10 protein-coding genes and 7 pseudogenes are annotated in these 14,855 nt (G+C 68.4%); 12 read left to right on the top strand and 5 right to left on the bottom strand.

From position 1 onward, the window contains the following. Positions 1 to 49 precede the first annotated feature (49 nt). A complete protein-coding gene (locus AB0L95_RS35835; protein ID WP_365169421.1) occupies positions 50 to 1,390 on the top strand; it encodes a hypothetical protein in 1,341 nt (446 codons plus the stop codon). 12 nt (positions 1,391 to 1,402) lie between these two features. Next, positions 1,403 to 1,975 carry a GNAT family N-acetyltransferase gene (locus AB0L95_RS35830; protein ID WP_365169419.1) on the top strand — a complete coding sequence of 191 codons (573 nt, stop codon included), beginning with the start codon at positions 1,403 to 1,405 and terminating at the stop codon, positions 1,973 to 1,975. Positions 1,976 to 2,483: 508 nt separating this feature from the next. On the opposite strand, the gene AB0L95_RS35825 is transcribed toward AB0L95_RS35830, so the two are convergent. From AB0L95_RS35825 to AB0L95_RS35815, 3 genes are all read right to left on the bottom strand, one after another. Further along, on the bottom strand, positions 2,484 to 2,849 hold the full coding sequence (locus AB0L95_RS35825; RefSeq protein ID WP_365169416.1) for a DUF4158 domain-containing protein: 366 nt from the start codon (positions 2,847 to 2,849) through the stop codon (positions 2,484 to 2,486). A 200-nt stretch (positions 2,850 to 3,049) separates the two neighbouring features. Then, positions 3,050 to 4,969, bottom strand: a complete 1,920-nt coding sequence (gene htpG / locus AB0L95_RS35820; protein WP_365169414.1) for a molecular chaperone HtpG — start codon at positions 4,967 to 4,969, stop codon at positions 3,050 to 3,052. A gap of 128 nt (positions 4,970 to 5,097) precedes the next feature. Further along, positions 5,098 to 5,748 carry a type III effector protein gene (locus AB0L95_RS35815; protein ID WP_365169520.1) on the bottom strand — a complete coding sequence of 217 codons (651 nt, stop codon included), beginning with the start codon at positions 5,746 to 5,748 and terminating at the stop codon, positions 5,098 to 5,100. A 129-nt stretch (positions 5,749 to 5,877) separates the two neighbouring features. Between AB0L95_RS35815 and AB0L95_RS35810 the strand changes: the two are divergent. Then, positions 5,878 to 6,308: pseudogene (locus tag AB0L95_RS35810) on the top strand (Hsp20/alpha crystallin family protein). A gap of 103 nt (positions 6,309 to 6,411) precedes the next feature. Then, positions 6,412 to 6,802: pseudogene (locus AB0L95_RS35805) on the top strand (DUF2267 domain-containing protein). Between the two features lie 133 nt (positions 6,803 to 6,935). Here AB0L95_RS35805 and AB0L95_RS35800 read toward each other — a convergent pair. Then, the gene (locus tag AB0L95_RS35800) at positions 6,936 to 7,538 is read right to left on the bottom strand and encodes a recombinase family protein (RefSeq protein WP_365169411.1); all 603 of its coding nucleotides are present in this window, start codon (positions 7,536 to 7,538) and stop codon (positions 6,936 to 6,938) included. Positions 7,539 to 8,032: 494 nt separating this feature from the next. Here AB0L95_RS35800 and AB0L95_RS35795 point away from each other — a divergent pair, with 494 nt between their 5' ends. The 7 genes and pseudogenes from AB0L95_RS35795 to AB0L95_RS35765 form a co-directional block, all read left to right on the top strand. After that, complete coding sequence (locus tag AB0L95_RS35795; protein WP_365169408.1) at positions 8,033 to 8,371, top strand: hypothetical protein; 339 nt, start codon at positions 8,033 to 8,035, stop codon at positions 8,369 to 8,371. After that, positions 8,368 to 9,777, top strand: a complete 1,410-nt coding sequence (locus AB0L95_RS35790) for a hypothetical protein (protein WP_365169405.1) — start codon at positions 8,368 to 8,370, stop codon at positions 9,775 to 9,777. Before AB0L95_RS35795 ends, AB0L95_RS35790 begins: the two co-directional genes overlap by 4 nt. Before the next feature lie 440 nt (positions 9,778 to 10,217). Beyond that, positions 10,218 to 10,847: pseudogene (locus AB0L95_RS35785) on the top strand (site-specific integrase); the annotation flags it as partial. A gap of 62 nt (positions 10,848 to 10,909) precedes the next feature. After that, complete coding sequence (locus tag AB0L95_RS35780) at positions 10,910 to 11,269, top strand: hypothetical protein (protein WP_365169402.1); 360 nt, start codon at positions 10,910 to 10,912, stop codon at positions 11,267 to 11,269. Positions 11,270 to 11,556: 287 nt separating this feature from the next. Continuing rightward, positions 11,557 to 11,934: pseudogene (locus tag AB0L95_RS35775) on the top strand (transposase); the annotation flags it as partial. After that, positions 11,895 to 11,996, top strand: a pseudogene (locus tag AB0L95_RS35770) (XRE family transcriptional regulator); the annotation flags it as partial. The pseudogenes AB0L95_RS35775 and AB0L95_RS35770, both read left to right, overlap by 40 nt. A 19-nt stretch (positions 11,997 to 12,015) precedes the next feature. Continuing rightward, positions 12,016 to 12,510, top strand: a pseudogene (locus AB0L95_RS35765) (transposase); the annotation flags it as partial. Positions 12,511 to 12,864: 354 nt separating this feature from the next. On the opposite strand, the gene AB0L95_RS35760 reads toward AB0L95_RS35765, so the two are convergent. Continuing rightward, positions 12,865 to 13,641 (bottom strand): SDR family oxidoreductase, encoded by a 777-nt coding sequence (locus AB0L95_RS35760; protein WP_365169400.1) that lies wholly within the window; start codon positions 13,639 to 13,641, stop codon positions 12,865 to 12,867. Positions 13,642 to 13,842: 201 nt separating this feature from the next. On the opposite strand from AB0L95_RS35760, the pseudogene AB0L95_RS35755 reads away from it, so the two are divergent. Continuing rightward, a pseudogene (locus AB0L95_RS35755) lies at positions 13,843 to 14,756 on the top strand (transposase); the annotation flags it as partial. Between the last annotated feature and the right edge of the window lie 99 nt (positions 14,757 to 14,855).

Here is a 14,855-nt window from a genome sequence, read left to right as displayed (position 1 = left end):
GTTTTTCCCGCTACCAACCGCATTACACGCCTGTTGGGCCCTACGGTGGGTGAGGTACTACGCGTCAGGGGGACCGGTGGCGAGGAAGCCAGGCAATGAGGCTCTGTTCGCGGCGCGCATCTCAAAAGGCTGGTTCAGCCAGGAGCGCGCCGCAGAGGAAGTCAGCTCCGTCGGGAGAGAAGCACTGCGAGACAGCGGCTTCATGGTCAGCCACCGCACCTACCGTCGGTGGGAATCCACGTCTCCCGGCTGGCCGCAGCCGCCCTACGCGACAGCTCTGCGGGCCGCGTTCGGCAAGGGCCCCGAATACCTGGGCTTCCAACCTCCGGCGACGCTGGGGGTTGACGCCCCCGCTGTCGAACAGGAGATCATCCAGCCCGTGAACCGACGCGAAGCTCTTGCTGCTGGGGCCGGTGCCGCCGTCGGCCTCCCCTGGCTCACCCCTTCCCCTGCCTCCGCCCGCCCCGGAAGTTCGGAAGTCAAAGTTGAAGAAGCCGACGTCCAGGTACTGAAGGAGACCGCCACCGATCTGGACGCCATCGATCAGCGCTTCGGCGGTGATCGACTGTGGCGCTCGGCACGCTCCCATCTGATGTGGGTCGAGCACCTGATCGGCGTGGGAATTTACTCCAAGGAGATCGGGCAGGAGCTGCACCAGATCGCCGGGCAGCTCACCACGTCACTGGGCTGGTTCTGCTACGACGCGGACAGGCAGCACGAGGCCCGCGTGTACTTTTCCGAGGCGCTGAACACGGCGCTCCTCGAAGGCGACGAACCGCTGGCGACCCGCACCCTGTCCAACATGGCCCGGCAATCCGTCGACCTGGACAAGCCCCGCGAGTCCGTACGGTTCGCACGGCTCGCCGAGCAGCACACTGCCGCCTGGTCCGCGCCGCCTCGGGTGACTGCGCTCGTGGCCATTCGCGCTGCCCAGGGCTACGCGCGGATGGGTGACGAGCTGAATGCCTCCACCGCCATCAAGCGCGCGTGGCGCGCGTTCGACCGGGGCGTCAGTGACCAAGATCCGGAATGGGCGCTGTTCCTCAACGAAGCGGAATTGGTCTGTCTGGAAGGGATGTGCCGCTCGGATCTCGGGCAGCACCGGCGTGCCGTCCGGCTCCTGGAGCGCTCCGCAACCCTCCAGGACATCGAGCACTCCCGCAACCGCGGCATGTGCCTGGCCCGCCTCGCTGGTGCAGCCGTCCAGAACCGGGACCTGGACCGCAGCGTCAGCGCCGCCCAGGAGTCTCTGCGCCTCATCGACGGCGGGATGGCCTCCACCCGCAACCGTCGACAACTCGTCGTCGTCCGAGACGGATTGAAGCCGTACAGCAAGGGAAACGGTCCGGCGCGTGACACGGTCGAGCTGCTGAAACTGCACACCGCCTGAGAGGAGCACGGCATGACCACCAGCGTCCCGCGCCTGTCCCTGCGTCGCCACACCCCCGGTGAGGCAAAGGAAATCGCGGACGAGCTGATCGCCGTATACGCCGACGTCTACAACGTCGCCCCGTACATCGGCGACCCCTTCTTCGCCGAGCCCACTTACATCAACCGCCTGTACGCCGCGTTCGACATGCCGGGTTTCGAAGTCGTCACCGCGCGCCTGGAGGACGGCACCCTCGCCGGATACGTTCACGGCGTCACCCTCGACCCCGAACGCGCCTGGTGGGTATCCCTCAGCGGCGCCCGGCCCACGGAGGTCGTTCAGGCAGCCGAGCGCGGAGAGGTGTTCTGGCTGCGGGAACTGATGACGCTCCCGCTGTACCAGAACATGGGCATCGGTCGGCGCCTGCACGACGAGATGGTGATCGGCCGCGCGGAGCCCTGGACGACGCTCACGTGCATCATCGACAACGAACCCGCCCGCTCCGCCTACCCCCGGTGGGGGTACGAGGAGATCGGCCGCGTCAGGCACGCCGCCGGGTCGCCGCTGTACGACGCCATGACCCTGCACCCGGAATCCGCAGGATGAGCCGCTCGGTGCTGATGTACCCGCTGCCCAGCGGCACCGCCGGGACCTCGATCGTGTTCTCAGTTCCGGCGGGGGCGGAGCGGGACACGACGTGGATCTGTCCCGCCGATACCGTCCCATCGGCTCCGTATGACGAGTACCAGGCGACGTACTTGGCAGACAGCACGACGTGAGCGAAGGGGGCCAGCGGCCCCATCACCGGCGTGACCGCACCGGTCGCCAGGTCCACCAGCGCCAATCGGTTCTCGGCGGTGCCGCGCGAAATACGTCGACAGGGACAGCTGAAGCACCTGGCGCGAGGACCGCGACAGGCGCGGCCGCAACCCCGGCTTCGGCACTCTCGACCACCGCCATCACGTCCTGGCCGCTGTCCTGAGCAGCCGCAACACCGTCACCCTGACGCTGGCGGGCCAACTGCTCCGCCGCCACCGCAACGTGCTGAGCTACCACGCCGGGCGGACCAAGCCCTTGCTGGCCTTCGCCGGTCCCGAGCTCACCACGGTACTCGTCACCCGGCGCACTCACCCACCGCGCTCGATCGAGGCCCTGCAACGAGTGATCGAGCAGCATGAGAACGAAGCCTCGCCGCCGCCGTACCCGGCGAGGCGGTCGGCTCCAGGCCGAGCTGCTTGGCGACGCAGGCGAGCACCATGGCAGGCACCTCTTCGGGGTTGTTCAGGAAGGTGCGCAGGTAGCGGATGGTGCCGAGCTGGACGGCCCAGCCAATCCGGCTCCGCGCGCCACGGGCAGCCATCGCACTGCGGCGCGCGGTCTTATCCAGCAGGAAAGATCCGGCGAGCTGCCCCTCGTCCGGGTCCTCGGTGAAGTGGCCGAAGCGCCTGCGCTGTTCCTCGCTCAGAAAGTTGGTGGGCACCGCCCGTTCCTTGATCGTCGGCGTGATTCGCGCGCGACCGTGGCAGGTGACCTGGCAGAGCATGAGGTAGTCAACGATTCCAGCACAGAGCATCACCCCGTGTGGTGGGTGGGCAGCCCGAGCACACCCGCCCGCCCCGACACCCTGTACGGGGTGTCGGGGCGGGCGGGCGCTTCGGCCGTGCCGGGCCGCACCCATGGTTACAGAGTGCGGGGCAGGCGGTCGGTGAGCAGCCGGGTGAAGCGGGCCGGGTTGGGCAGGTCGCCCCCTTCGGCGAGCAGCGCGCTGCCGTATATCAGCTCGGCGATCTCCGCCAGTGCGGCGTTGTCGGCGCCTGCGTCGTGTGCTGTGCGCAGGGCGGTGATCAGTGGGTGTGCGGGGTTGAGTTCCAGGATCCTCTTGACGGTGGGCAGTTGCTGTCCCATCGCCCGGTACATCTTCTCCAGGGTCGGCGTCACGTCGTGGGCGTCGCCGACGATGCATGCCGCCGAGGTCGTCAGGCGTGACGACAGGCGGACCTGTTTGACCTGCTCGGACAGGGTGGTGGTCAGCCACGGCAGCAGGGCGGCGAAGTCCTGCTCGCGCTGGTCCTTCTCCGGGTTGGTTTCCTGGTCGCCTTCGGCGGACTCGTCGAGGTCGACCTGGCCCTTGGCGATGGACTGCAGACGGTGGCCGTCGAAGGCCGGGACCCGGTCCACCCACACCTCGTCGATGGGGTCGGTGAGGATCAGGACCTCGTACCCCTTGGCGGCGAAGGCTTCCATGTGCGGGGAGTTCTCCACCATCGCGCGGGTCTCGCCGGTCAGGTAGTAGATGGTGTCCTGCCCGTCCTTCATGCGCTCGACGTACTCGCGCAGCGTGGTGGTTTTCTCCGGGTCGTGCGTGGAGGCGGCCGACACCAGCTCAAGCAGGGCCTCGGTGTTGTCCGTGTCCTCGACCAGGCCTTCCTTGAGCGCACGGCCGAACTGCGCCCACACCTTCGCGTAGCGCTCGGCGTCCTTGGACTGCATGTCCTTGATGGCGCCGAGGACCTTCTTGACCAGGCGCCGGCGCACGCCGCGGATCTGTCGGTCGTGCTGGAGGATCTCGCGGGAGACGTTCAAGGACAGGTCGTGGGCGTCCACGACACCCTTGACGAAGCGCAGGTAGTTGGGCATGAGCGCTTCGCAGTCGTCCATGATGAACACTCGCTTGACGTACAGCTGCACGCCGGGCTTGGTCTCGCGGGAGAACAGGTCGAAGGGCGCCTGCGAGGGGATGAACAGCAGTGCCTCGTACTCGAAGGTGCCTTCGGCGCGCATGTGGATCGTCTCGGCCGGGGGCAGCCAGTCGTGGCTGATCTGCTGGTAGAACTCGTTGTACTCGTCCTCGGTCACCTCGATGCGCGGCCGGGCCCACAGCGCCTTCATCGAGTTGAGCGTGTCGACGTCGTGGGTGGTCTCGCCCTCGGTGTCGGTGCGCTCGGTGGCCATCCGGATCGGCCAGCGGATGAAGTCCGAATACTGCTTGACGATCTGGCGGATCTTCGACTCGGACAGGTAGTCGGCGAGCCCGTCATCGCTGTCGGCGGGCTTGAGGTGCAGGGTGACCGAGGTGCCCACGGGCAGGCCGTCGACGGCCTGGATGGTGTAGGTGCCCTCACCGTCGGACTCCCACTGGGTGCCGGAGTCGGTGCCGGCTCGCCGGGTGCGCAGGGTGACCTTGTCGGCGACCATGAACGCCGAGTAGAAGCCGACGCCGAACTGCCCGATCAGACTCTCGGCGCTGGCGGCGTCCTTGGACTCCTTGATCTTCTCCAGCAGGCCGGCGGTGCCGGACTTGGCGATCGTGCCGATCAGCTCCACGAGATCGTCCCGGGTCATGCCGATGCCGTTGTCACGGACGGTCAGTGTGCGGGCGTCCTTGTCGACCTCCAACGAGATGTGCAGGTCGGTGGTGTCGATCTCGGCGAGGCTGGAGTCGGTCAGTGATTCCAGCCTCAACTTGTCCAGTGCGTCGGAGGCGTTCGAGATCAGCTCGCGTAGGAAGATGTCCTTGTTCGAGTAGATCGAGTGAATCACCAGTCGGAGCAACTGGCGAGTCTCGGCCTGAAATTCCAGCGTCTCGACACTGCTACCCATGTGGGTCTCTTTCTGTGGGAACGTCATGAACGGGTTGGACTCGGGCCGAGACGGATCGTTGCCGGCCGTCGGCGTGGTTCGGGGCGGGCCGGACTGCACCCGCATTTTGTGACTCTCTGTGGTGGGAGTCAGCCGTCGTCAGCCCCTGTCGTCGTGAGCCGGTCATCTAGGGCGTCCAGGCATTTGACGAGATCGGCGTGGTGGGCATCGAGGTAGGGGCGCATGCCGGTCAGGGGGGCAATGAGCTCGGCGGCGTCAGTGGCGCCGAGGGCGGCATGCAGGGCGGCCTGGGCTGAGCGCGCTTCGGGCGCGAGGTGGGCAAGCGCGGTGATCTGTCCGGCGAGGCGGCGCAGGTCGGCGGCGTTGGCGCGGGCCCAGGTAGCAGTGGCGCGTTCGGCGGCCCTGGCCTGGCGGGTGGCCGTCACGCGCTGCTCGCCGGTGGCGCCGATGGCGCCGGGGCGGCCACGCAGGTAGCGGCGTTCGGCGGCCTGACGGCTGGCGACGCCGAGGGGGTGGGCGAGGTCGGCCCAGCTGGCGCCCGCCTCGCGGGCGGTTTCGATCAGGCCGGTCTCCCATCCGGCGAGCTGCTCGCGCACCTGCCGCAGCAGCATCAGGGAGGCCAGTGCCTGCTCGGGACCGGGGCTGACGGCGTCGGGGGTCTCGTCCTGGGCATCGCGCAGGGCGTCGTCTATGGCGGCAAGGGCCGCAGCGGCGGCGAGAAAGGACGCCGGGCTGTGGGCGTCGGTGCTGGTCGGGGTCGGCTGGTCGGCCGGGGGCAACGGGCACACACCTCCCTCTGTCGTCATCACTTGGACGACACTATGTTTGTCGTCCAAGTGATGACATGTTACATCGGTTTCCGTGAGGCGCATTGGCATCAACTGCCCGAACCCTGGAGGTGTTTTCCGATGTTGATGCGCACTGACCCCTTCCGTGAGCTGGATCGGCTGGCCCGCAGCTGATGGGCCCGGGCACCTGGTCGAGGCCGTCCCCGATACCGATGGACGCCTACCGCGAGGGCGACTAGTTCGTGGTCGCCTTCGACATCCGCGGTGTCAGCGCGGACGCGATCGACATCGACGTCGAACGCAACATGTCGACCGTCGCGGCCGAGCGTCGGCCCGTGGCAAAGGCCGACGACGCACGGATGGATTTGTCGGAAGGGCCACTGGGCGTCTTCTCCCGCCAGCTCGTGCTCGCCGACACGCTGGACACCGAGCACATCCAGGCCGACTACGGCGCGGGCGTGCTCACCCTGCGCATCCCGATCGCCGAGCGCGCCAAGCCCCGCAAGATCGCCATCGGCGTCGGATCCGGCCGCAAGGAGATCTCTGGCTGAACCCGACCCGATGAGGGCCGAATAGCGGCGGAGGACGGGTATCTCATCTCCCCCTCGCCCGTCCTGCGCGCCCCGGCGAACCGAAGAAGGGGTGGCGGTCGACATGACGGTGCGACGCGAAGTGTTCCTCGACCAGGTGAAAGAACGCGGCGAATACGACACCCCGCAGGAAGCCGAACGCGCGGCCCGCGTGGTGCTCGCCCTACTGGGCGCACACCTGGCCGGCGAGGTACGCGCTCAGCTGGCAGCGCGTCTGCCGGAAGGATTCGCCCTGATCCTTCTCAACCCGCTGCAGAGCGCCGAACCGCTCCGGGGGGAGCGGTTCGTGCGCGACCGCGGTCTGGATCGAAGGGGCCACCGAACAGACCGCGGCCTGGGACGTCAGCGCCGTCCTCTCCGCGGCCGCCGACACCGCCGGCGACCTTCTCAAGGAGATCCTGCTCCAGCTCCCCGCAGGCTACGACCTCCGCTTCGGCCGCCCCCAGGCCGCCTGACCATCCACCCCAGGTGACCGCATCCGGCCATCACGACCCTGGTGACAGAAAGGCAACCACGCAGTGATGTCCGACCCGAGCGCACCACTCCGGCGCCGGAGTCCTAGCTCGGACACCGGCCGCAAAGTAGCGGTCAAGACTTTGTGACCACGGGCTTCTTCGGTTGACGGGGGACGGTCTTGGTCTTGTCGAGGTGCCCGTACACCGTCGGCCGGGGGACGCCGAACATGTCTGCGATCTGCTGGACGGTCCTCTCTCGCTCGTCGTAGAGCCGTTGGGCGAGCGCGGCCTGGTCCGCGGTGAGCTTGGGCCGGCGTCCGCCGATCCGGCCACGGGCTCGTGCGGAGGCGAGCCCGCCGTTGGTGTTCGCCACGATTAGCTCGCGCTGGAGTTCAGCCGGCACGGACAGCATCCCGAACATCGCCCGGCCCTCCATCGTGGAGGTGTCGATGCCCTGCTCGATGACGTGCAGCCCGACCCCGCGCTCGCGCAGGTCGGCGCCGAGGGTCACCAGGTGCAGGACAGAGCGGGAGAGCCGGTCGAGCCGGGTGGTCTTCAGTGTGTCGCGCTCGCGCAGCACCTGCATGACGAGGTCGAGCTTCGGGCTGGACGCCTTTGCGCCGCTCGCGGTGTCGACGTGGACGTGGTCGCGGTTGACGCCGGCCCCTAGTAGGGCGTCAATCGGATGATCAGGGTTCTGGTCGGCGGTCGAGACCGGCGCGTAGCCGATCAGCATGTGTGGGAATCTATCGGTCAGACCGTTCACCGACGTTGATTCTCGACGCGAGTTGTCGACACTGCCCACCTGCGGGTTCGTGATCACCGGTGCGAGTGTCGGCATACGGTCGTTTGTCGACACCAAACCGGCGAACGCTCCTCAGCCGGGGATGGACCGCGAGGCGTGGCTGCATCGCGTGACACTTCAGGCCCGGAGGGGCGTCAATGGCACGTCAAATCAAGGCGCGTGTGCGTTCGAAGTCTGTTAGGAGAGCCGGGCCGTGTTCCTGTCTGATGGTGTGATGCAGAGGTCAATAGGGCGCCCTCGGTGACTGTTCCGGCGGTGGCTGTCGGTTACTGTGAAGGGTGTGCATGTCGCCAGGGCAAGAGAACCTGAATCAGCCTGAGGTGCCGGGTCCTGCTGGCGGCTATCGGAATGCCCCCGTCTCGGCGTCGGCTCCGGTACTGCCACTGCCCGGCCTCCCTCCTGTGCCGGGCGACTCCGGGACGTTGATGGTCGACTTCTCCGCCTTGATGGCCGCGGTCAAGGCTGCCGAAGCTGCGGCTGGGGAGGCGCAGAGGGCCGCGGCGGACAGCCAGGACGCGACGGCCCGGTCCGGACCCACCCCCTGGGGTGACGACCCAGGGCTGGGGCAAGCATTCGGCGACGCTTTCGCCCAGCCCCGCGCCAGCCTTGTGAACATGGTGCAGGAGCTCCCGACGCTGTTCCAGCAGTTGGCGGACAACCTGGACGCGACGCGACGTGTTTTCGCCCGGGCTGAGGACAGCGCGGTTGAAGCCGCCACCGACCTCGCGCGACGTATCGCCGACCCGGGTGACGCATCGTCATGACCGATGCTCACCACGTGCCGCCGGAGCTGCAGAACCTGCTCATGGTGGTCGTCGGAAACAAATGGCCCACCGGCGATGAAGCAGCGCTGCGTGCCGAGGCGGCATCATGGCGGCATGTGGCCACCACGCTCCAAGCGTGTACCCAGGACGTCGCCGAGGTACGCAAGCACGTGGACACCGGCCTGGAGGGGGCGACGCGTGAGGCCATCGACCAGTTCCTGACGACCCTGCTCGGGCGGTCGGGAGACGATGACAGTGCCGTACTTCCGGCGATCGTCCGCTGCTGTGACGACGCCGCTGACGCGTTGGATGATCAGGCGAACGAGATCGAGACCCTGCGTATCGAGATCATCGGCGCTCTGATCGTGCTCGCGATACAGCTCATGGTGGATGCGACGGTGCTGTTCTTCTTCGGGGGTCTGGAGGCCGCTGCGGCCGAGATCACCGCAGCTCGCGTGCTGTGCTTGAGCTTTCTGCGCAAGGCCGTCACGCGGGCACTGACCCGGGTCGCTGAGGCGGTGGTGGCGCAGGAGGGGTTCGCCTTGCTGGCACAGGTCATTGAACTGGCCCAGCACCATCGCCGCTCGCTGGACGGTTCGCAGCTGGAGGTGGCCGCAGTCAACGGGGCGGTCGGTGGCGCCGTTGGGTTCGGCGCGGGCCTGCTCGGCGGAGCGCTCGGGCACGGTCTGGGGAAGGGAGTCCGTGCGGCGGGGCTCGGCGCTCTTGGGCGAGGAACTGCCGACCTGGTATGGCAGGGTGGGTACTCGGCTCTGGCCGGCATGGCAGAGGGAGCCGCCCAGGATGCCGCGTTCGGTTTGTCCGGCGACTACGTCTCCGGCGCCGCCAACGGATCGTTCAGCGGCGTCTGGGGCTCTCGTCACACCGCGATGAACCCCAAGAATCTCGGATCGATCTCCCCGGCCGATCACCTGGAAGGCAAACTGGACGGCATCTTGAACCCACCCGTGCAGGTAACGGGCGGCGGATCGTCGTCGTCCGGCCGCCCGCCCGTGGTGGACACCCCGCCGAACTCCCCAGTCCCCCTCCGCCGCGAGGCTACTGGTCTGGAGGGTCCCGAGGCGTGGCAGGACGTGGACGGCTCAGCCCATGAGCACGTGCCCGCGCTGATGGCATCGTTCGAACCGGGCGACAACCCTTGGGCCGACGATGCCCCGGACGAGGAGAACGGTGGCGCCTTGGTTCCTTCGGATCAGGGCTCCGAGGGCCTCTTCGACGTATATGACAACCCCTGGGCCGACAGCGAGCCGGGCGACGAGGGCTTTGGGACTGCGCATCCGCAGGCTTTGGGAGCGCGGCCCGGTCAGATGCCGCCAGGCTGGGAGGACCCCTGGAGTCTTACCGATACCGGGACGGCACCCGCGGCGGTAGTGCGCGACATCCCGTGAGTTCCCCTGAGCCCCGCTGAGTCCCTGGGCCTGTGGCCAGGTGGTTCTTCCTCCTTCGTGTGCTCTGCTGGCTTGTGACGTAACTTCGGGATTCTTGAAGCGCTTTCGACTTGTCCGACCGATTCGCAGTCGGGTCGAAGGCGAGGAGGCTCGGGTTGGCGGCGCTGGCAGTCGTACGAGACCTGCGTGAGCACTGGGCGCCCGTGTGGGCTGGGGAGCTGGAGCGGTTCGAGACCGATGTGCTGTCCGGGTTTGTCCTGGCACGGGCCTCAGCTGGGCTGGCGGACGGCACCATCCGCGGGAACGTCGGTCACCTGGATCAGATCAGGACCTGGTTCGGCCGGCCCTTGTGGGACATGGAGCCCGCTGACGCGGACGTGTACTTCGGGAAGGTGCTTCGGCACTCGCCCAGCGGCATCCGGCTGGGCCGGTCGCAGGCGTTGCTGCCGGCCGGGAAGACGTTGACCGTCCGGGCGGCGGCGGACGTGTTCCTCGACTCGCTCGGCAACCGAACACCGTCCGGAACTACGGGATCGGGGTAGGCAAGACCGCCGAACGGCTCGGCGAGGCCCGGCCGCTGGCGTCGGTCGCGGACGACGAGATCGGCGAGGCCCCTGGAACTGCTCTGGGGCACCGCAGCGGTGAACACGTGGAACTCCCGCCGGGCGGGAGTGCTGTCCTGGCTCGGCTGGTGCCGGGACCGCGGCTACAAGGGGCCGATGGTCCCGGCCTGGGCGAAGCGGCTGGCGGTGCCGGACTCCGAGACCCCAGCCCGCTCGAAGCTGGCGATCGGCCAGCTGATCGCCCGGCGCGAGGTGCACCTGCGGGAGAAGACGCTGTGGCGGATGCTCTACGAGACCGCCGCCCGCGCGGAGGAGATCCTTGGCGTCAACATCGAGGACCTGGACTTCGCCGGCCGCCGCTGTCCGGTCAAGGGCAAGGGCGCCCGCACCAAGGCCCGTCGCCGCGGCCAGGCGCGCGAGGACTACGTGCTGGAGACCGTCTACTGGGACGCCGGCACCGCCCGGCTCCTGCCGTGTCTACTGAAGGGCCGCACCCGTGGGCCGGTGCCAGCCTACGGACATCACATGAACCACCGTTGAAGCAACGGCGACGGAGAGCGACCACGCCGGTGTCCCCCACCAGAAAAGACCAGGACCCGCAGTTGACGAGAGTGCTGCGACTTCCCGCGATCGTCCTGTTCGGCCTTACCTGCATGTCCCCGGTGGCGGTTTTTACCACGTACGGGATCGTCGACCAGCAGACCGCGGGTCACCTCCCAGAGGCCTACACGCTGGCGCTCGTGGTCATGCTGCTGACAGCCCACAGTTACGGACGAATGGCGCGGGCCTTCCCCGAGGCCGGTTCGGCGTACAAGTACACGCAGCGGGCATTCGGCGGCCATCTCGGATTTCTCACCGGCTGGACCCTGATGCTCGACTATCTCTTTCTGGCTCTCCTGTCGCTTCCGTGGGTCGCTGACCAGGGCTGATGCAGAGAACACGCCGTACCGTTGTGCCGCGCCCACGGCACCGCCGCGACCGTGAGGCCATGCTCGGGGCAGGCCACCCGCGTCGTGGCTGGTCAGCGGTGTGATGGGGGTGGGTGTGGGTACGGGCGCGGCTGTCCTGATCATGGCGTGGTGTGACCCAAGATCAAATCGAGACGGCGGCTTTGGCCACGGTAGACCACGAGGGCCATGAGGCCGCGTTCGGGGGCCTGTTGGCCTTGCTGGCCGGCTGTTTCGCTCGTTCCGAGACGCGGGGGACGTTCGCGCGGATGACGCGGGGCATGCTGATGGAGTTCGAGGACGTGAACTGCTGGAGCCTGGCCGAGGCGATCGGTGAGCGGGGCCCGCACCGCCTGCACCATCTGCTGTCCCGCGCGGTGTGGGACGAGCAAGCGGTGCTCAAGCGGACGGCGCTGTGGGCGGTGGACCTGCGGGATGACGGTGACGGGGTCCTGATCGCGGACGAGACGGGGGACGCGAAGTCCTCGACGAACGCGGTGGCTGCTGCCCGCCAGTACTCGGGCTCGGTCGGTGGTGTGGATCTGTGCCAGGTCGCTGTGCACCTCACCTTCGCCACGTCCGCCGGGCACTGTCTGATCGACCGGCGTCTGTACTTCCCCGCTGGCAGCCGCAGGTACGCAAGCGCCGACAGCGCCAGGCCGCCACCACCGGCGGGATCACAGTGGAGACGAGGGCCCGGTTCGGCTACAAGCATGCTCGGCCTGACCGGCTACCCGCCCGGCACCCGCACCATCGTGCGCCGCGAGCGGCCGCGCCCCGGAGCCCAGCTGTCCCTGTTCGACCAGGACGAGGGCCAGCGCCATCAGGTGTTCCTCACCGACACCCCCTACTGCGGTGGTGGTTCCGCCCAGTTCCTCGAAGTCCGCCACCGTGGGCATGCCACGGTCGAGGACCGCATCCGGTGCGGCAAGGCCACCGGCTTCGGCCGCTTCCCCTCCCGCGACTTCGGTGTCAATGCCGTCTGGTTCGAACTCAGCCTCGCGGCGATCGACCTGCTGGCCTGGATGCGCGTCCTGCTGCTGGACGGGGAATTGGCCACCGCCGAGCCGAAGAAGCTCCGCTACCGGCTGCTGCACGTCGCGGCCCGCCTCACCCGCGGCGGTCGGCGTCTGCGCTTGCGGATATCGGCCACCTGGCCCTGGCGACACGAACTGGCCACGGCTTTCCACGGACTCGCCGCACTGCCCCGTCCCGCTGGCTGACCAGCAAACCCCTGACCGCCGCGACCCGAAAGACCTTGGAGAACCCGACCACCGCGCCGGGACTCCGCCATGCCCAAGCACCGAAATCACCCGGCCCACCCGACAGCGGACGAACAGCGACGTCTCACCACCCCAACCGAAACGGCGAGGCTAGTTGGCGGCCGAAGGCGTCGGCTCGCCGGTTTCGTCGGCTCCGGCTACCCATGGGGGATCTGACCGTCCGCGCAGGCCACGGGCCCGTGGGGGGAAAGAGGGTTGCCGGATGGCCGCCTCCCGTCGCCTGCCTGCCGCCGGTCCTCCGCCCGGCGGAGGCGGTCGAACGGGGCCTCGGTTCCGCCTGGGAGTTCTCCGATGTCAGCGGGTGCCGCGCCAGGCGAGGGCGCCGCCGTCGATCAGCCACTCGACGCCGTTGACGAACAGCGTCCGGTCGCTGGCAAGGAAGCAGACGAGTTCGGCGACCTCCTCGGGACGGCCGAGCCGGGGCACCAGGTGGGTGCCGGTCATCGCCTGCATCATCGCGGCGCTGTCCTCGGCGGCCGACATGTACCCGGCCACCATCTCGGTCTCCGTCAGACCGGGGGCGATGCTGTTGACCCGAATGCCCGACGACGCGAGTTCGAGGGCGAGGTTCTTGGTCAGCAGGCTCAGCCCGCCCTTGGCCGCGCCGTAGGCCACGCAGTTGGGGAAGGCGGTGAACGCACCGGTCGAGCCTGTGTTGATGATCGACGGGTTGCGCTTGCTGAGTCTGAGGTGGGGCAGGGCGTACTTGGCGCAGAGCCACGCGCCCCGCAGGTTCACGCCGAGCACCTGATCGAAGGTCTCGACGCTCATGTCCGCCAGGGACACCTGCGGGCTGATCGCCGTTTCGTTGACCCCGGCGTTGTTGTGCAGCACGTCGATGCCGCCGTAGGCGTCAACCGTGGCGGCCACGAGCGCGTCGACCTGGTCGGGGTCGCGGACGTTGCAGGCCACGAACGTGGCTTCGCCGCCGTTCGCGCGTATCTCGCCGGCGACCAGCTCACCCGCCGTCTCGCGGGTGCCGGCCACCACGACGTTGGCACCGTAACCGGCTGCCGCGCGCGCGGTGCTCGCGCCGATTCCCCGGGTGGCGCCGGTGATGAGAAACGTCATGTCATGGAAGTCGTACGACACTGTGGCTGCCTCCGCGACGTGGGCTGTGGGTGCCCAGAGGTTTACGTTGTCGGGATATTAGTTCGCCGTTTCGGTTGGGTGTGGCGGCTTTCGAGGGGGAAATGCGAAAGTGCCTTCCTGACCTGGGACGATGAACCTTACTGAGGGGTTCGGTCGGTCCAGGCGGAGGGCACTTTCTACGTGCAGGCTATCGGGTTGCGTCCCAAGGTTCATGTCAGTGCTGATGGTTCGGGGGTGGTCGGGCATGCCGGGGCACGGTTGCTGGCGGATCTGGCTGATGCCACCGGGCTGACCGCCGCGTACTCCACCGCGCTCAGGCCGCTTCGGCCTCTCGGGACCGGACATGATCCGGGACGCATCGCCACCGACCTGGCGGTGATGCTCGCCGACGGTGGCGAGGCCATCGCGGATCTGGCAGTGCTGCGGGACCAGGCCGAAGTGTTCGGCTCGGTCGCCTCGACACCGACGGCCTGGCGGCTGCTCGCCGACGTGGACGAGCGGGCACTGGCTTGTCTGCGCGCGGCCCGCGCTTCGGCTCGGGAGGTCGCCTGGGTCAGGCCGCCGAGACCGGTGAGGGCATACCCGCTGCCCGGGCCGCGGGACACATGCTGCCCGGTTTGGTCCTGGACCTCGACGCCACGCTGATCACCTGCCACTCCGAGAAGCAGCAGGCCGCACCCACCTATAAAGGCGGCTTCGGCTTCCACCCGCTGGTGTGCTTCCTGGCCAACACCGGCGAGGCGCTGTCCGGGCGGCTGCGGCCGGGGAACGCCGGCGCCAACACCCCGCCGCCGATCACATCACGGTGCTCGACCAGGCACTCGCCCAGATCCCCGACGCTGCGGTTCTCGGTCGGATACGCGGTCACCGAACCGGTCCGCCGCGCCATCCGGGCCGTGCCCGACCGCCTCTGGCATCCCGTCCTGGACCAGGACGGGACACTGCGTGACGGCGCCGAGGTCGCCGAGCTGACCGGCATGCTCGACCTGACCGGCTACCCGCCCGGCACCCGCACCATCGTGCGCCGCGAGCGGCCGCGCCCCGGAGCCCAGCTGTCCCTGTTCGACCAGGACGAGGGCCAGCGCCATCAGGTGTTCCTCCAGGACCGGCAGTCTGCGGTTCTCTTTCACACGGACCAGGACGTGAGCGCCCGTCCGCGTGATTGCCTCGGCCAGGGCCTGCACGGCGAAATT

The organism is Streptomyces sp. NPDC052036 (assembly GCF_040680495.1).
GTDB lineage: Bacteria > Actinomycetota > Actinomycetes > Streptomycetales > Streptomycetaceae > Streptomyces.
This window is presented reverse-complemented; position numbering and strand designations above follow the sequence as displayed.